General features: G+C 71.6%; 15 protein-coding genes. 7 read left to right on the plus strand and 8 right to left on the minus strand.

Annotation, left to right across the window (positions count from 1 at the left end):
* Window positions 1-134: 134 nt before the first annotated feature.
* Complete coding sequence (locus AB0O76_RS06000; RefSeq protein ID WP_365485933.1) at window positions 135-971, plus strand: alpha/beta hydrolase; 837 nt, start codon at window positions 135-137, stop codon at window positions 969-971.
* A 203-nt stretch (window positions 972-1,174) separates the two neighbouring features.
* Window positions 1,175-1,930, plus strand: a complete 756-nt coding sequence (locus AB0O76_RS06005; protein WP_365485935.1) for a dienelactone hydrolase family protein — start codon at window positions 1,175-1,177, stop codon at window positions 1,928-1,930.
* A 261-nt stretch (window positions 1,931-2,191) separates the two neighbouring features.
* On the opposite strand, the gene AB0O76_RS06010 is transcribed toward AB0O76_RS06005, so the two are convergent.
* The 3 genes from AB0O76_RS06010 to AB0O76_RS06020 are packed head-to-tail and all read right to left on the minus strand — an operon-like array spanning window position 2,192 to window position 4,253.
* Complete coding sequence (locus AB0O76_RS06010) at window positions 2,192-3,109, minus strand: phosphotriesterase (protein WP_365485937.1); 918 nt, start codon at window positions 3,107-3,109, stop codon at window positions 2,192-2,194.
* Complete coding sequence (locus AB0O76_RS06015) at window positions 3,103-3,687, minus strand: DUF4865 family protein (protein ID WP_365485939.1); 585 nt, start codon at window positions 3,685-3,687, stop codon at window positions 3,103-3,105. Before AB0O76_RS06015 ends, AB0O76_RS06010 begins: the two co-directional genes overlap by 7 nt.
* A 2-nt stretch (window positions 3,688-3,689) precedes the next feature.
* Window positions 3,690-4,253 (minus strand): TetR/AcrR family transcriptional regulator, encoded by a 564-nt coding sequence (locus AB0O76_RS06020; protein WP_365485941.1) that lies wholly within the window; start codon window positions 4,251-4,253, stop codon window positions 3,690-3,692.
* Between the two features lie 222 nt (window positions 4,254-4,475).
* Here AB0O76_RS06020 and AB0O76_RS06025 point away from each other — a divergent pair, with 222 nt between their 5' ends.
* Genes AB0O76_RS06025 through AB0O76_RS06035 form a run of 3 tightly spaced genes read left to right on the plus strand, consistent with a single transcriptional unit; the run spans window position 4,476 to window position 8,166 of the window.
* The gene (locus AB0O76_RS06025) at window positions 4,476-4,775 is read left to right on the plus strand and encodes an SHOCT domain-containing protein (protein ID WP_365485943.1); all 300 of its coding nucleotides are present in this window, start codon (window positions 4,476-4,478) and stop codon (window positions 4,773-4,775) included.
* Window positions 4,772-5,602 (plus strand): ABC transporter ATP-binding protein, encoded by an 831-nt coding sequence (locus tag AB0O76_RS06030; RefSeq protein ID WP_365485945.1) that lies wholly within the window; start codon window positions 4,772-4,774, stop codon window positions 5,600-5,602. The genes AB0O76_RS06025 and AB0O76_RS06030 overlap by 4 nt, the downstream gene beginning before the upstream one ends.
* A gap of 5 nt (window positions 5,603-5,607) precedes the next feature.
* Complete coding sequence (locus tag AB0O76_RS06035) at window positions 5,608-8,166, plus strand: FtsX-like permease family protein (protein WP_365486335.1); 2,559 nt, start codon at window positions 5,608-5,610, stop codon at window positions 8,164-8,166.
* 38 nt (window positions 8,167-8,204) lie between these two features.
* On the opposite strand, the gene AB0O76_RS06040 is transcribed toward AB0O76_RS06035, so the two are convergent.
* Window positions 8,205-8,738 (minus strand): ATP-binding protein, encoded by a 534-nt coding sequence (locus AB0O76_RS06040; protein WP_365485947.1) that lies wholly within the window; start codon window positions 8,736-8,738, stop codon window positions 8,205-8,207.
* Window positions 8,739-8,939: 201 nt separating this feature from the next.
* Entirely contained in the window at window positions 8,940-9,269 is a 330-nt protein-coding gene (locus tag AB0O76_RS06045) for a hypothetical protein (protein WP_365485949.1), read from the minus strand.
* A gap of 327 nt (window positions 9,270-9,596) precedes the next feature.
* Here AB0O76_RS06045 and AB0O76_RS06050 point away from each other — a divergent pair, with 327 nt between their 5' ends.
* Window positions 9,597-10,691, plus strand: coding sequence for a PLP-dependent cysteine synthase family protein (locus AB0O76_RS06050; protein ID WP_365486337.1), 1,095 nt, complete (start codon window positions 9,597-9,599; stop codon window positions 10,689-10,691).
* A gap of 99 nt (window positions 10,692-10,790) precedes the next feature.
* On the opposite strand, the gene AB0O76_RS06055 is transcribed toward AB0O76_RS06050, so the two are convergent.
* Entirely contained in the window at window positions 10,791-11,270 is a 480-nt protein-coding gene (locus AB0O76_RS06055; protein ID WP_365485951.1) for an SRPBCC family protein, read from the minus strand.
* A 64-nt stretch (window positions 11,271-11,334) separates the two neighbouring features.
* A complete protein-coding gene (locus tag AB0O76_RS06060; RefSeq protein ID WP_365485953.1) occupies window positions 11,335-12,186 on the minus strand; it encodes a DeoR/GlpR family DNA-binding transcription regulator in 852 nt (283 codons plus the stop codon).
* 205 nt (window positions 12,187-12,391) lie between these two features.
* Here AB0O76_RS06060 and AB0O76_RS06065 point away from each other — a divergent pair, with 205 nt between their 5' ends.
* Window positions 12,392-14,719 carry a hypothetical protein gene (locus AB0O76_RS06065; RefSeq protein WP_365485955.1) on the plus strand — a complete coding sequence of 776 codons (2,328 nt, stop codon included), beginning with the start codon at window positions 12,392-12,394 and terminating at the stop codon, window positions 14,717-14,719.
* Here the strand turns inward: AB0O76_RS06065 and AB0O76_RS06070 are convergent.
* Window positions 14,679-17,093, minus strand: a complete 2,415-nt coding sequence (locus AB0O76_RS06070; protein WP_365485957.1) for a right-handed parallel beta-helix repeat-containing protein — start codon at window positions 17,091-17,093, stop codon at window positions 14,679-14,681. The two genes, AB0O76_RS06065 and AB0O76_RS06070, sit on opposite strands and share 41 nt — an antisense overlap.
* Between the last annotated feature and the right edge of the window lie 125 nt (window positions 17,094-17,218).

The following is a 17,218-nucleotide window of genomic DNA, read 5'->3' on the forward strand; positions in this document are numbered from 1 at the left end:
AACGAAGCGGTGCGGCACGAAGCGGTGCGGCACGAAGCGGTGCGGCACGAAGCGGTGCGGCACGAAGCGGTGCGGCACGAAGCGGTGCGGCACGAAGCGGTGCGGCACGAACCCCTACTCGCGGGAGGCATCCGATGACCTGGCAAACCTGGCAACTTGCCGAGAAGTTCGAGACGTCCGACGGGTACGTGAGGTGGGCGTCGTTCGGCGAAGGGGACCCGGTCGTCCTGCTGCATGGCTCCCCCTTCTCGTCGTACATCTGGCGCGGGATCGCCCCCGCCCTGGCCCGTACGCGCAAGGCCTACGTCTGGGACCTGCTGGGCTTCGGCCGGTCGGAGCAGCGGGACGGCCAGGACGTCGGCCTGGCCGCGCAGGGCAGGCACTTCGCGCGGCTCCTCGCGCATTGGGGCCTGGAGCGGCCCAGCGTGGTCGCGCACGACGTGGGCGGGGCGGTCGCGCTGCGGGCCCTGCTCCTGGAGGGTGCCGCGTACCGGGATCTGACGCTGGTCGACGCGGTCGGCGGCGGTGCGTGGGGGACGGGCTACTTCAAGCTCATCCGCGACAACGCGCACGTCTTCGAGCGGCTGCCCGGTTACGCCCATGAGGCGCTGGTGGCCAGCCACCTGCGCCACGCCACGTACGCCGGATACGGTCCCGGCGTCCTGGACGCCTACCTCGCCCCATGGCGCGGCGCGCGGGGCCAGGCCGCCTTCTACCGGCAGTACCGCCAGTTCGCGCAGTCCCAGACCGACGAGCTGGAACCCCTGCTCGGCGAGGTGTCCGTGCCGACCCGGATCATCTGGGGCCGTGAAGACCGCCTGCTGCCAGGGGAGTTCGCCGCATTCCTGCGGGCGAGGATCCCGCACGCCGAACTGATCTGGGTGGACGCCGCGGGCCACACCGTCCAGGAAGACGCACCGGCCCGGCTGCTTGGGCACTTGGAGGCGGACTTCGGGCGGGCGGTCAACTGAGTGCAGGGGAGCAGCGGCGCCAGATCGTGCGCGGACAAGAGGGCGAAGACCGGGCGCGAGGAATTGGAGGAAGAAGACCGGGCGCGAGGAATAAGCGGACATCCGTCATCGCTGGAAATGATCACGACCCCTGCCCCAAGAGGCTGGGCACCGACATCAGCCCGAGAACTGGGCACCGACATCAGCCCGAGAAAGGGAAGAACTTGCCCACCAAGTCCCTGCGGATTCCCACCCCCGACGGCCAGGCCGACGCCTTCGCCGCCTTCCCGGACGACGGCGAGCGGCACCCGGGGGTGCTGCTGTACATGGACGCCTTCGGCCTGCGGGCCGAGCTGGAGGAGAAGGCCCGCGAACTGGCCGGGCACGGGTACTACGTACTCGTCCCCAACCTCTACTACCGGCACGGCCCGGCACCGGTGATCGAACTTCCCGAGCACATCGCAGACGACCTCCGCCCGTCGATCTTCGCCCAGTTGATGCCCTTGGTCGAGGCGCACACCACCGAACGTGTCCTGAGCGATGCCGACGCCTACCTCAGGTTCCTCACCGCCCAGCCGGAGGTCGGTGTCGGACCGGTCGCCACGATCGGCTACTGCATGGGCGCCGCCCTGGCGGTGCGCACCGCGGCGGCCCACCCCGACCAGGTGGCCGCAGTCGCCGGATTCCACCCCGGCCTCCTTGTCACCGACGCGCCCGACAGCCCGCACCGGCTCGGCGCCAAGCTCACCGCGCAGGTCCATCTCGGCCTCGCCGTGGACGACTTGTCGCCCGAGGCCCTCAGCGAGCTCAACCAGGCCTTGGACGCCGCAGGTGTCGACTACACCACCGAGATCTACCCCGACACCGTCCACGGCTTCACCATGTCCGACACCGATGCCTTCAGCGACGCCGCGCTGCAGCGCCACTGGGACCGCCTGCTCCCCCTCCTCGAGCGCACCTTGGCCAAGCCGGTCCGCTAGGGCCTGTCCGATGGGTCCTGCCGGGGTCGCGACCCCGGGCACGCACTCCCCCAAGCTCTCGGCTTCGCTCGAGCAGGGAGGTGCCCCCTCCCGCGTTGTCGTCGGTTGCCAACTTCCCCAAGCTCTCGACTCCGCTCGAGCAGGGGAGACCCCATTCGCGTTGACGCCCTCCTCCGCCTTGCAGCTGCACGCACCAGGGCCCGCTCGGCACTGCTGAATCGGCACCCGGCGCGAAGACCGGCCTGACCCATCGGACAGGCCCTAGGCCCACTCCACCGCGAACGCCCGCGCGGGGTTCGTCGTCAGCATCTGCTCCACCACGTCTTCTCCTACGGCAAGTTGGAGGCGTGGTCGCACCCGGCGCAGCAGATTCGGCATCCCCGGTCCGCCGTTGACCGACCGCGCGCCGGCCGTCGTCGTGTCGCCGCCCAGGAGCAGCTGATCGGCGAACCCGGCCTCGGCCAGGGCGCGTACGGCGTCCGGCATCCGCCAGTCCGTGGCGTGGTGGGCACGGGAGGGGCCGTCGAAGGCGAGATGCGCGCCGGTCTTCGCGGCCTCCCGGTGGACGGTGAGGTCGGGGGAGCGGTTCAGATGGCCGAGGATCACCCGGCCCGGCGGGACGCCCAACTCCCCGCACAGCGCGTCGAGTACGTCCAGGGCGCCGGTGCCGAGTTCCAGGTGGACGGCGATGGGCGCTCCCGTCGCCCGATGGGCATCGGCCGCGGCCTCCATGGTCCAGCGGGCGTGTGCGTCCAGGCCGTGGAAGCCGCCCGCGACCTTGATGAGCCCGGCGCGTACGCCCGTGTCGCCGATGCCCTGCGTCAGCTCCCGTACGAAGAGGGCGCCGAGGTCACCGGCCCGCAGTCGGGCGAGCAACTCCGGTGTGTAGTGGGCCGCTTGGTGAAGTCCCGTCGCGGCGACGACCTGTACCCCCGTCGTACGGGACAGCTCGGGCAGCTCTCCGGCGTGCCGCCCCATGCCGTACGGCGTCCACTGCACCAGGCTCCGCCCGCCCGCCGCCCGGAATTCCGCCAGCTCGCGCGCCGCTGCTGTGGTCGAGTCCAGTTCCTGGCCCGGGAGTTGAGGGCTGGTCAGGTAGGCGTGGTCATGGGCGTCGCAGATGCCGAGCGACTCGGGGGTGACGTCTCCGAGGACCGTGCGGACCGCGCCGCTCACCACTGCCGGCCCCGGGGGAGCAGGTCCCGCTCCGGTGCCGACAGGTGCAGCACCTGGAACACGTCGCCCACGCCCTTGGGGGAGTCGTGGTCCCAGACGGAGAAGTGCAGTGCCTCCCAGGTCCGCGGGTCGATGGACACGGCCGCGTAGATGTTCCCGTCCTGGTACGCCAACCGCTCGGCCTCGTGGACGAGTTCGGCGGCCAGCGGGCCCAGGGGAGTGCGGTCGGGGATCCGCATCCGGCGCCGTATCGCGGCCCTGGCGGGAGCGGCGGACGCGGGTCCCTCCGCGAAGGCCAGACCCGTCCAGTGCTGCACCTCGGGGCGCCCGAAGTCATCGACGATGCCCTGGAATCCGGGGCCCCAGAGGAAGGAGTTCATGCCCTCGGGGGTGCTCCAGAGGTAGAACGGCGCGTACTGATTCACGGGGGAGTCGTCGACACCGCGCTCACGCACCAGGTAGGCCTTGGCGCCGAGCCCCGGGTAGCCGTCCAGGAGATGCCCCTTGGTGGCCACGCGGTCACGGATGATCCCCATGTCGTAATCGGCCGGCAGCGTGATCTCGTACTGCATCGCATGCATGGTCAATGGTTCCTTGTCTGCAGGAGGGCGAGCAGGCCCCGTACGCCGGTGTCGAAAGCTGCGGGCGATCCGTCGGCGCGGGCCAGCACATAGCCGCCCTGGACCGTCGCGACGACCGTCGCCGCGACCTCCCGCGGATCGAGCGCGGCCGTGAACTCGCCCTGCTCCTGGCCTTCTTCGACGATCCCGGCGAGCCGCTCCCGCAGCCAGTCGAGCGTCTCGGTGACCGGCGCGCGCAGCTCGTCGCTCGCGATGACATCCGGGTCCATCGTGAGCCGCCCGACCGGGCAGCCCCGCAGCACGTCGCGCTCCCGCAGCAGATACGCCTCGATACGCTCGTACGCCGATCCCTCGCCGCCCAGGACCGCATCGGCGGCAGCCCGCATCTCCTCGGCCGTGCGCCGGATCGCGGCGAGCGCCAGGTCGGGCTTCCCGGCGAAGTGGTGGTACATGCTGCCCTGCCCGGCTCCCGCGTGCTGCTGGATGGCCTTGGGGCTCGTACCGACGTAGCCGCGCTCCCACAGCAGCTCGCGGGTGGACTCGATCAGACGCTCCGGAGTGCTCATGGACGTACTGTACATACTAGTAGGTACAGAGGTCCAGGCTTCCTCCGGGAGCAGCGTCGACGGTCGCTCCTACTCCCCGCGTGGTACGCGAGCTGCCGCTGGCCGTACGACGACTCGGACCCCCTCGGAGAGCGAATCTCGATACATCGCACAGACATCGCGAACTGCGTCGCACAGATAGCGCGAAGGCATCGCGAACTCGCTTCCGAGGAGATGGACACCATGCAGACCCTGGCTCACTTCGACGGCGGGCCCGGCCCGTGGATCCTGTTCTTCCCGCTCATCTGGGCGGCCGTCGTGATCGGCGGCATCACCCTGCTGCGCCGCACCGTGTGGCGTGGCCGCCGCGCACCGTGGCAGCGTGACGGCCACGACGCGAACGTACGCATCGACGAGAAGTCGCCCATCGCCGTGCTCGGCCGGCGCTTCGCGTCCGGTGAGATCGACGAGGACGAGTACTGGCGGCGGCTCTCCGTCCTGAACGAGGAGTTCGGCCGTACCTCCAAGGGCGGTGCGGCATGAGCACCGCAACCGGACAGCGCACCGCCACGCTCGACGCGGCCCGCGTCACCGAGGCCGTCAAGGTCTACGGCAGCGGCGACACCGCCGTACGGGCCCTGGACGGGGTGAGCGTCGGCTTCCCGGCAGGACGCTTCACCGCGATCATGGGCCCGTCGGGCTCCGGCAAATCCACCCTGATGCACTGCGCGGCGGGCCTCGACACCCTCACGTCGGGCACCGCGCACATCGGGGACACCGAGCTCGGCGCACTCGACGACCGACGGCTCACGCTGCTGCGTCGCGACCGCATCGGCTTCGTCTTCCAGGCCTTCAACCTGGTGCCGACGCTGACCGTCGCCGAGAACATCACCCTCCCGATGGACCTGGCGGGACGGCACGGCGGACACGAGTGGACCGACGCCCTCATCGACGTCGTCGGCCTGCGCGACCGACTGCACCACCGGCCCGCCGAACTCTCCGGCGGACAGCAGCAACGCGTCGCCGTGGCACGGGCGTTCGCCGGGCAGCCCGACGTCGTCTTCGCCGACGAACCGACCGGCAACCTCGACTCGCGCTCCGGCGAGGAGGTCCTGCGCCTGCTCGGCCGCGCCGTACGGCAGATGGAGCGCACCGTCGTCATGGTCACCCACGACCCGGTGGCCGCCGCCCACGCCGACGAGGTCGTCTTCCTGGCCGACGGCCGGCTCGTGGACCGGATGGCGGACCCGACCGCCGACAAGGTCCTCGACCGGCTCAAGGCCTTCGACGCGAAGACCACGACGACCACGAAGACCACGAAGACCGCGACGACCTCGGCCACACCCGGTACCAAGGGGGCACCGTCATGAGTTCCCTGAGCGCGTCCGCGCGCATCAGCCTGTCCTCGCTGCGCGGCCACAAGCGGCGCTTCGCGGGTACGTTCCTCGCGGTCATGCTCGGTGTCGCCTTCCTGGCGGGCACGCTCGTCATGGGCGACACCCTGCGCGGCAGCTTCGACACCATGTTCGGCAACGCGACCAGCGGCACCGACGCCGTGGTCCGCAGCGCCGACACCATCACCACCCCCGACGACAGCCAGGGCACCCGGCAGCCCGTCAAGACCTCGCTCGTCGAGAAGATCGAGCGGACCGACGGTGTCGCGGCCGCCGCGCCCAGCATTCAGGGCGCAGGCCAGCTCCTCGGCAAGGACCGCGAGCCCATCGGCGGCGAAGGCCCGCCCACCCTCGCCGGCAACTGGATCGCCGACAAGGATCTGAACGCCTATCAGCTGGCCGACGGCCGCGCCCCCGCCAAGTCCGGCGAGGTCGTCGTCAACCGCGGCGCCGTCGAGTCCGGCGACCTGAAGATCGGCGACACGACCACGCTGCGCACCCCGGACCCGGTCGAGGTGACGATCGTGGGCCTCGCGACCTTCGGTGGCGAGGACGGCATGGCGCAGACCACGTTCACCGGCATGACGCAGGCCGACGCGGAGAAGTACCTCACGCCGAAGCCCGGCGAGGCGGCGTCCATCCAGGTGCGGGCCGGGCCCGGAGTGAGCGAGCAGGAACTCGTCGACGCGCTGAGTCCCGTACTCCCCAAGGGAGTTGAGGCGATCACCGGCGAGGCGTCGGCGGCGGAGAACACCGACAACATCTCCGGCCAGTTCCTGACGCTCTTCACCAGCTTCCTCCTCGTCTTCTCCGGGGTCGCCCTGCTTGTCGCGACCTTCAGCATCCACAACACCTTCGCGATCGTCGTCGCCCAGCGCACCCGCGAGAACGCGCTCCTTCGCGCCCTCGGAGCCTCGCGCCGCCAGGTCACCGCATCCACCCTCGTGGAGGCGAGCGCGGTCGCCGTCGTGGCGTCGGCGGCCGGCCTCGCGGGCGGCATCGGGATCGCGGCCGGGCTCCAGGCACTCTTCCCGGCCATCGGATTCCCCTTCCCCGAAGGCGACCTGGTGATCAGCGGCCTGTCGATGCTGCTGCCCCTGGCCGTCGGCATCGTGGTCTGCCTGGGCTCCGCCCTGCTGCCCGCCGTCCGCGCCGGGCGCACCGCACCCCTGGCCGCGCTGCGCGAGACGGCGGTCGACCACTCCGGGGCCTCGCGGGGGCGCGCCGTCACGGGCACGGCCCTCGCCCTCACCGCCGTCGGCCTCTCGCTCTTCGGTGTCCTCGTCAGCCCGTCCGTGTGGCTGGCAGGGGCCGGGGCGGTCCTCGCGCTCGCCGCGTTCGTCGTACTCGGACCGGTCGCGTCCTCGCGGGCGGTACGCATTCTCGGCGGGCCCCTGGACCGGCTGCGCGGCGTCACGGGCGGGCTCGCCCGGCGCAACGCCCTGCGCAGCCCCAAGCGGACCGCCGCCACCGCGAGCGCGCTGATGATCGGCGTCGCCGTCGTCTCGCTCTTCACGGTCTTCGGCGCCTCGCTGAAGGCGACCATGGACCAGACGGTGAACCGCTCCTTCGCCGGCGATCTCGCCATCAGCACCCCCGGTTTCGGCGCGGGCGGCAGCGGACTCAGCCCCAAGCTGGCCCCCGCGCTCGCGGAGCAGCCGGAGGTGGAGACCGCCGTCGGCCTGGGCAAGGGCGCGGCGGAGGTCGACGGGGAAGGGCGCGCCCTGACCGTCACGGACCCCGGCCCCTTCGCCAAGTCCTTCGACCTCGGCAAGATCGAGGGTTCGCTGGACCTCGGCACCAACGGCATCGCGATCAATCGCGCCGAGGCACAGAAGCAGGACCTGAAGGTCGGATCCAAGGCGGAACTCGCCTTCGCCGACGGCAAGAAGGCCACCTTCACCGTCCGCGCGCTGTTCGGACAGTCGGAGCTCGCGGGGGACTACGTCATCACCCGTGAGGCCTGGGCGCCGCACCGCATGCAGGACGCCGACAGTCTCGTGTCCGTCACCTTCAAGGACGGGGTGAGCGCGAGCGACGGCGAGGCCGCGGTCTCCAAGACCGCCCAGGAGTACGGCAATCCGGACGTGCAGAGCCGGGATGAGTACGCGCAGTCCGCGGCGGGCGGCATCGACATGATGCTCACGCTTGTCTACGCCCTGCTCGCGCTCGCGGTCCTGATCGCCCTGCTCGGCATCGCCAACACCCTGACCCTCGCGATCCACGAACGTACCCGCGAGCTCGGTCTGTTGCGGGCCGTCGGGCAGACGAGGGCGCAGCTGCGGGCCATGGTCCGCTGGGAGTCGGTGCTCGTAGCGGCCTTCGGCACGGCCGGCGGCCTGGCGCTCGGCGGCTTCCTCGGCTGGGTCCTGGTCAAGGCCTCGGACGGCGCGACCGACAGTGCCTTCGCGTTCGCGGTGCCGCCGGTGCAGCTCGTGGTGGTCGCCCTGGTGGGCCTGGCGGCGGGAGCCCTTGCGGGTCTGCGTCCGGCGCGGCGGGCCGCACGCCTGGACGTGCTGCGTGCCATCGCCACCGAGTGACGTACGCCGTCACGGACGCGGGGCCTGTCACCGCCCGGTCAGCCGACAACGGCCGACCGGGCGGGAGCATGTCCGGGCGCGTCGGCCAGGGCGTCCGGCGCGCCGGTGTCCAGGTCCGCGAAGGGGCCAGCCGTGGCCGCCCCGTACACCGGGTACGTGGGCAGAGAAGCCGCCGGGGTCGGCGCCGGAAGGGTGAACCAGACGACCTTGCCCGTCTCGCCGTGCGGGCGTACGCCCCAGCTCTCGCTGACCGCGGCGACCATCGCGAGGCCACGTCCGCAGGTCTCGAACGTCTCGGCGTCGTTCAGCTCGGGGAGGCGGGGGTCGTGATCGTGCACGGAGACCGTGAGGCGGTCGAGCAGCAGCTCGATCTCCACGGTGCACACCTTGTCCGGCTGTGCGTGCCGGTGCACGTTGGTCAGCAGCTCGGTCACACCGAGCGCGGCCCGGTCTATCAAGGGATCGAGATGCCAGTAGCGCAACTGCGCCGATACGATTCTGCGGACCTGGCCGATCCGCGCGGGCAGAGCCTGGAGCTCCACTGTGCAATACCTGCTTGGCTGGCTGATCACGGCTGCGACTCCCCGAATTACGGTCCGGAAGAAGACGACGATCGGATCCAGCAGCGGCCGCGTGGTCTGCCGCCTGCTGTGTGGCCGGCGGGCTGGTTCGCAGCGTCATCGCCGGTAAACCCAGAGTGATGTGAGACCAGAGTGACTCAGGGGGTGCGGGCGTGCAACTCGCACCCTGCCCTGCGGGCACTCCGGCCCCGCTCAGTCCCGGGTCTTGCGGCCTGACGCCCTGCGCACCGCGTCGATGAACTTGCGCACCGTGGGCGGACCCGCCGCGCCGGGCGCCGGATCGTGATCGGCGAGCGTGAGCCGGTAGCGCGTGCCGTTCAGTTCGGCCAGTGCCCGGCCGTCCGCGGCGAACCACGGCTTGCCCGCGCGCACCGTCTGCACGGGGGCGCTGTCGATCTCCCTGCCGTAACTGGTCAGCAGCTCGAACCTGCCGTCGCTGATGCGGACTTGGCCGGCCCGGGTGAGGGAGCGCAGCCGCCGCCCGATCCGTACGCCTGTGGCCGTGAACTCCGGCTCCGCCATGACGTTCCGCCCCCTTGCGCCTCGGTGTGTCGCTCCGTACGGGACTGCCGTCCCGTGCGGTGCAGTCTGCACGCACCCGGCGTCGAGCACCAGTGCGCATGAAGACGCCGGCACAGAACGGAGCATCCTCTCTCCAGTGTGCCCGGCGGGTGCGTCCGGTAACTGCGCCAGGTGTGCCTTTGAGCTGCTCAAAGGTGTGTTTATGCAGGTGAGAAGCGTGCGAAAGGTGCTTATGATCGAGGTGTCCGGCCGGCTGTGAGCGTGGCCGGCCCGACCCGGAGGAGCCGCGCGGTGAGCACCACACAGCAGGATCGAGCCGACGAGCCGATGGCGACGCTCGACATCGACCGCAGCGACGCGGAGTACCGCGCCTGGCTCAAAGAAGCCGTACGCAAGGTCCAGGCCGACGCCAACCGCTCGGCCGACACCCACCTGTTGCGCTTCCCGCTGCCGGAGGAGTGGGGCATCGACCTGTATTTGAAGGACGAGTCGACCCACCCGACCGGCAGCCTCAAGCACCGCCTGGCCCGCTCCCTCTTCCTGTACGGCCTCTGCAACGGCTGGATCAGGCCAGGGCGCCCGGTGATCGAGGCGTCCAGCGGCTCGACGGCCGTCTCCGAGGCGTACTTCGCGAAGCTGATCGGGGTGCCCTTCATCGCGGTGATGCCGCGCACGACCAGCGCCGAGAAGTGCCGACTGATCGAATTCCACGGCGGGCAGTGCCACTTCGTGGACGACTCGCGCACGATGTACGCCGAGTCGGCCGCCCTCGCCGTCGAGACCGGCGGCCACTACATGGACCAGTTCACCTACGCCGAGCGGGCCACGGACTGGCGCGGCAACAACAACATCGCCGAGTCGATCTACCAGCAGATGAGGCTGGAGCGTTATCCGGAGCCCGCGTGGATCGTCGCCACGGCGGGCACCGGCGGCACGTCGGCGACCATCGCCCGCTACGTCCACTACATGCAGCACGACACCCGGCTGTGCGTCGCCGACCCCGAGAACTCCTGTTTCTTCGACGGCTGGACCCACCACGACCCGGACGCCACCAGCGACTGCGGCTCCCGCATCGAGGGCATCGGCAGGCCGCGCATGGAGCCGAGCTTCGTGCCCGGCGCGATCGACCGCATGATGAAGGTGCCGGACGCGGCGAGCGTCGCCGCCGTGCGCGCCCTGGAGCAGGCGATCGGCCGCAAGGCGGGCGGCTCGACCGGCACCGGCCTGTGGAGCTCCCTGAAGATCGTCGCCGAGATGGTGGCCGCGGGACGCACCGGCAGCGTCGTCACGCTCATCTGCGACCCGGGCGACCGCTATCTGGACAAGTACTACTCGGACGAGTGGCTGGCCGAACAAGGACTGGACATCACGCCGTACGCGGCCGCCATCAAGTCGCTGCTGGCGACCGGGACTTGGGGCTAGCGCTCCGCGGGAAGAGCGGTGCTTGGGCTGCGGGTCGCATGTGGCTGGTCGCGCAGTTCCCCGCGCCCCTTCGGGGGCACCTTCGGGGCGGCGGAGGGATCAGGCGTTCGCCGCCGCCAGGCGTCGGTCGAGGGCCGTCACGGCGTCGCGGAAGGCCCGGCTCATGCCCGCCCTGCCCAGCTTCATGGCGAAGCGGAAAGGCGCGGCGCCGTCCGCGGCGAAGGTCCACTGCACGCGGGTGCCGGTGCCGGCCGGGGTGAGCCGCCACTCCTCCAGGAGGGCGCGCAGACCCGGCGCGTTCGTCTCGTCGATCCGGTAGGCGTACCGCTGCGCCGCCTCGGCCGCCACGATCGTCTCCCGGAAGCGTGTGCCGCCCTTGAGCCGGACCTCGCGGCCCGCGCCGCCGTCGATGGGGCGGCACAGGGTGACCGCCGTGAACCACTCGGGCCAGCCCGTCATGTCGTCGGCGAGGGCGCTGTACACCGCCTCGGGCGCGGCGCCCACCTCACGGGCGAAGACCAGACGCAGCGGTGCGGACTCGGCGAACTCGAGCCCCACGGGCCTCAGTCGGCGTGCCATCGAACTCAGCCCCCAAGCAGCATCGGGTGGTTGACCAGCCACCGTCACCATAGCTGAGGGGTCGTCAGATGTCTGCGGCGTACCCGCCGCTCTCCTCGGGCTCCTCGGGCTCGCCCGTGATCACCAGGCGCCGCAGATGGTCGGAGATCTCCGCCCGCGCCTCCGCGGGCAGCCCGGGGTCCGTCACGAGCGTGTCGACCTGCGCCAGCGTCGCGAACGAACTGAGGCCCACCGTGCCCCACTTGGTGTGGTCGGCGACCACGATGACGCGCCGCGCCGACTGCACCAGACGCCGGTTGGTCTCCGCCTCCGCGAGGTTGGGCGTGGACAGACCGGCCTCGGCCGATATGCCGTGCACACCCAGGAAGAGCACATCGAAGTGCAGCGCCCCGATCGCCTGGTCGGCGACCGGGCCCACCAGCGAGTCCGACGGGGTGCGCACACCGCCCGTGAGGACCACGGTGGCCGCGCCCTGGCGCTGGCCCGAGGTGCGCTGCGCGGAGTGGAAGACATCCGCGACCCGCACCGAGTTCGTCACCACCGTCAGGTCCGGCACGTCCAGGAGATGGTGTGCAAGGGCGTACGTCGTCGTGCCCCCGGAGAGGGCGATCGCGGTGCCCGGTGCCACCAGGGACGCCGCGGTGCGCGCGATGTCCTCCTTGGCGGTCAGCTCGAGGCCCGACTTGGCCTCGAACCCCGGCTCGTGCGTGCTCGCCTCGGCCACCGGGACGGCGCCGCCGTGCACCTTCTCCAGGACGCCCTGACGGGCCAGGGCGTCGAGATCGCGGCGGACCGTCATGTCGGACACGCCGAGCTTCCGCGTCAGTTCGTTGACCCGGACCCCGCCCCGGCGCCGTACCTCGTCGAGGATCAGGGCGCGGCGCTGCTCCGCGAGGAGGTTCTGATTCTCACTCACGTCAGGTCCGGCCCTTCTGCCTCGTCACATCTGTCGCGCCCGTCGAATGCGCTGTTCTCATCCTCTCACCCGGAACGGGGAGATTACGTGACGGGGGGTGCGCACGGGGCGACGAGCCGAGATCCTGGTTTCCTGACCACGCGCATCGACACTGACCACGTGCAACGGGGGATGCAGAACAGTGGAGCGCTCGACAACAGAAGACATGGCTCTCGAACTCCTCGTCCACGGAGTCGGGGGCACCACACCGGAAGAGATGCTGGGCGACCCCAGGACCGTACGGGTCTCCGGCGACGAGACGGCGGCGGTCTTCCGCCGCACCGAGGACGCGGACGCCGAGCAACGCCCGGACGACTACCGGGGCAAACCGGTCCCCGAGGCGTACGTGTGGTGCAACCTGACCTCCGGCAACGGCTCACGGGCCCTGTGGCTCCTGCTGCTGCCCTTCATGGTGGTCAACCTCGCGCACTGGATGCGCCCCACCTCGCGGCGCAGGAAGAAGACCGTCCGCGCCTACGGCCTCCTGGTGCGCCTGACCGGACTCACCCTCACCGTGCTGCTCATCGCCGCCGCCTGTGAGGTCGCCATCGACCTGACGGCCTGGCAGTGCGCGGGCACGCCCGAGTGCGCCGAAGGCCGCTCCTGGCTCGGCTTCCTGGCGACGGACGCCTCCGGGCACGGCGGCTGGTGGTCCCAGCCGGGGCGGCGCCTCGCGCTCGCCGCCGTCGTGCCGACCGCCATGACCGCCTTGCTCTGGTACCTCTCGCACCGCACCTGGAGCGCGTACGAGTCCCAGACGCCGCTGCCCCACCAGCGGGACCCGGAGGAGGACCCCGGCCGGACCGCGCTCGGCAGGCCCGGATTCTGGTACGGACGCCGCCTCGTGGCCCGGCTGCGCGCCGCGCACACGGCCGCGGGCTTCCTCACGGTGGCCGCAGCGGTGGGCACTTCGGCCGCACGCCACGACCGGCGGGGCGGCGGCCCCGCGCTGCTCGACGTACTCGGCTGGATCCTCGACGGCACGCTCGTCCTGGGGGCGGGCCTCGTGGTGTGGGTGGTGTGCCGCAGGGGCCGCAGCGAGAACAAGCTGGACCAGCACCTCGACGAGAAGCTGATCCGCCGCCTGCCGCTCGGCGCGCTCAGCCTGCTCGCCTTGACCCTCCTGTACGCGGGTTGGTCACGCCCCGAGTGGATCTCCCAGGGCCGGCTGCCCGGCGACGCGACCTTCGGCGGTATCGCCCTGGTCCAGGGGATCCTCGTCGTCGCCCTCGCCGTGGTCGCCCGCCTCCTGTACCGCACGGCCCCCGACACCCGCACCGCGATCCGCGGCTTCGGCGGCCCTGCCGTGGCCATGCTGGCGTGCGCGCTCGGCGGAGTGATGTCCGGCGGCGGCGCCCAGCGCGTCGCCGACTGGCTCGACGGATCGGGGCAGCCCGGTGCGGGCGGCACGATCGACGGCCCGCCCGTCCTGCTGACCTGGCAGGCGTCCGTGATCCCGCCGCTCCTGGTGGTGGTCGCGGTGCTCTGCGGCTGGCTGGGAGCGCGCACCGTACAGCTCAAGCGCCGCGAGACGGCGAAGGTGACCGACGACTACGCGGGCGAACCGGAGGACGCGGCACGCACCCGCCGCATCGCGAGCACGCGCGCGCGTGCCTCCCTCACTGACCGGGCGCCGCGGATCGTCGGCATCACCTCCGCCGTGACCCTGTTCCTCGGCGCCGCCGCGCTCGTCGGGGCCTGGCTGACGGAAGAGGTGCCGGGGGAGGCCGCCCAAGGGCTGCCGATCTTCTTCGAAGGGGCCGCGCAGACCTCCCAGTCGCTCGGCTCCTGGCTGATCGGGCTCGGCTTCATACTCTTCGTCACCTGGGGACGCCGCGCCTACCGCGACCCTTCGGCACGCCGGACCATCGGCATCCTCTGGGACGTCGGTACGTTCTGGCCGCGCGCCGCCCACCCCTTCGCGCCCCCCTGCTACGCCGAGCGCGCCGTACCCGACCTCACCTGGCGGATGCACACCTGGACCCGCCAGACGCGTGCCGAGGGCGGCAGGCTCGTCATCTCCGGGCACTCGCAGGGCAGCGTCCTGGCCGCGGCGGCCGCCTGGCAGCTGTGGCCGTCCGTACGTAAACGGGTCGCCCTCCTTACCTACGGCTCGCCCCTGGAGCGCCTCTACGGACGGTGGTTCCCGGCCCACTTCGGTCCCGCCGCCCTGCGCTCCCTGCACCGCGAGGTCGACTGCTGGCGCAATCTGCACCGCACCACCGACCCGATCGGCGGCCCCGTCCGGGTGCCCCCCGAGGACGAAGGACCGCAGGTCGACCGCGACGCCCTCAAGGACCCCCTGGCGTACGGCCGCACCGAGGAACACCCGCTGCCCGCACCGATCCTGGGCCACTCCGACTACCAGGTCGACCCGGCGTTCGCCGAGGAGCGGGCCCGGCTGCTCGCCCGGCTCAAGCCGGGCGTCCCCGGCCAGCGGCCGGGTCCACAGGTCACGGCAGCTCCGGCAGATCCTCCGGATACAGCAGGGTGAGGTCGTCCGTGCTCGGCTCGTCGAACTGGGCGACGCGTCCCGCGTGCCGCTCCACCATCGCCTCGAAGGTCTGGCGCGCGGTGCGGCCGTTGCCGAAGGCGGGGCCCTTGGGGAGGGCGGTGAAGTACTTCAGGAGAGCCTCGCCGGTGCCCGAGTCGAGGCGGTACTCGTGCTCGTCGGCCTGCTGCTCGACAATCCGGAGCAGCTCCTCGGGGGCGTAGTCGCTGAAGGTGATGGTCCGTGAGAAGCGGGACGCCACACCGGGGTTGACCGAAAGGAAACGCTTCATCTCCGCCGTGTAGCCCGCGACGATCACCACCACCGCCTCCCGGTGGTCCTCCATCAGCTTCACCAGCGTGTCGATGGCCTCGCGGCCGAAGTCGCGCCCGGAGTCCTCGGGCGAGAGCGCGTACGCCTCGTCGATGAACAGCACGCCGCCGCGCGCCCGGTCGAAGGCCTCCTGGGTGCGGATCGCCGTCGACCCGATGTGCTCACCGACCAGGTCGACGCGCGACACCTCGACGAGATGACCGCTCTGCAGGACGCCGAGCGAGGCCAGGATCTCGCCGTACAGCCGTGCCACGGTCGTCTTGCCGGTGCCGGGGGAGCCGGTGAAGACCAGGTGGCGGCGGACGGACGCGGCCTTGAGCCCCGCCTGCTGCCGGCGCCGCCCGACCTCGATCATGTCCGTCAGGGCGCGCACCTCGCGCTTGACGCTGTCCAGGCCCACCAGCGCGTCCAGTTCACCGAGCACGGCCTTGGATGTGCGGGACGGCTGCTCGGGGACGGCACTCTTCTCGGGCTCCTGCTCCGTGGTGCGCTGCCCGGGGACCGCGCCGAGCAGACCCACCGACTGCGTGGCCGTCTGGACGGCCGGCGCGGACTCCCGCGCGGTCGTCCGCGGGCCGCCGCTCTCGTCGCTGGTGCAGTCCTCGACGATCGGCCCGTCCTCGGAGAACTCGAAGCCGCCGCGTCCGCACCGCTCCGTACGGCACTTCTTCAGCGTCGTACGACAGCCGTCGATCACATGGAAGCCGAAGCCGCCGCTGTCGGTCACCCGGCAGCCGTACAGGCTGCCGCGGGCGCCCGCCGACACGTAGAACCCGGCCTCGGCGGGCGAAGTGACCGTGCAGCGCTCGATGGTGGGGTCGGCGCCCTTGGTGACGATGACGCCCGTCTGGACGCCGTCGACGGTGCAGTTGGCCAGCGTGCCGCCGCTGCCGTGGTCGCGGAACCACGCGCCGGTGGCGGCCTCGCGGATGCGGCAGTCGTCCAGCTGCGCGGTGGCGCCGTCGCTCACCGACACCGCCGTGTTGCGCACTTGGGAGAGATCGCTGTCGATGACGTCGGCGCGCGAGCCGCGGTCGAGGACGAACAGCGCGTCCGGCACGTCGTGCACCCGGCAGGACTCCAGGACGGCGGTCGCGCCGTCGCTGACCCACACCGCCGGATAGTCGCCCGTACTGTCGTGGATCTCGCACTGGTTGGCGTCCACGCGCGTGCCCGGGTCCCACACCGACAGGCCGTTGCGGCCGAACCGCCGCACCGTGGACCGCGTCAGGGTAAGCACCGACCGGGAGCGCAGATCGATCGCGTTCTCGGGGATGTCGTGGATCCGGCAGTCGGCGAGCGTCAGGACGGCGTCCGTGTCGAGCGTGACGCCGTCCGACGTCGTGCGGTGTACGTCGCAGTCCGTGAGGTGCGCGGTGGCCCGTCCGGTGATCTGCACCCCCGCGCCCTTGACCTCGTACACCTCGCAGCCGATCGCCTCGAGTCCGGTGTGCTCGCCGGTCGCCGAGAGCCCGGCGCCCGATGCGTGATGCACCCGGCAGCGCTCCAGGCGGGGGTGCGCGCCGCCGCGCACGGCGATGCCCGACTGCCCGGCCGAGACGACCTCGCACTCCTCGAAGACACCGCCCCCGCCGTCGAGTACGGCGATGCCGATGCCGCCGGGGTTGTCGACCGTGCAGCGGCGCACGGTCGGGCGCGCGCCGCCGCGCACCTCTATCCCGGAGGCCGAGCGCGTCACCACGCGTACGTCGACGAGTTCGGGTGCGCCGTCCTCGACGAGCAGCGCGGGCGCCGCCGAGTCCTGGCCCTCGATGTGCAGGTCCTGCACCACGGCGGACGAACGGACCGTGAGCGGCACGCCGTCGGAGGGTGCGATGCGGACGGAGCCGGGGGAGTTCTCGGGGCCGCGCAGCGTCACCGCGCGCTGGACGACGAGGTTCTCGCGGTAGGTGCCGGGTGCGACGGTGAGGACATCCCCGTCGGTCGCGGCCTCCAAGGCGGCGGCGAGCGATGCGTACTCGCCCGTGCGGCGCCGCCACCGCGACGTGCCGGTGTGCGTCACCTGGACCGTGCCCTGTGCCATGGAGTTGCTCTGCCCCCACCTCGTCGTACGCGGGACCTCACGACCTCGCGCAAGGAGCCGAAGAGTTCGGCCGGTCCACCGTAGCGCGCGCGGCGGGGGCGAGTTGACCCGATCGCCAGGCTCTC

This window comes from Streptomyces sp. NPDC086554, from assembly GCF_040686095.1.
Lineage (GTDB): Bacteria > Actinomycetota > Actinomycetes > Streptomycetales > Streptomycetaceae > Streptomyces.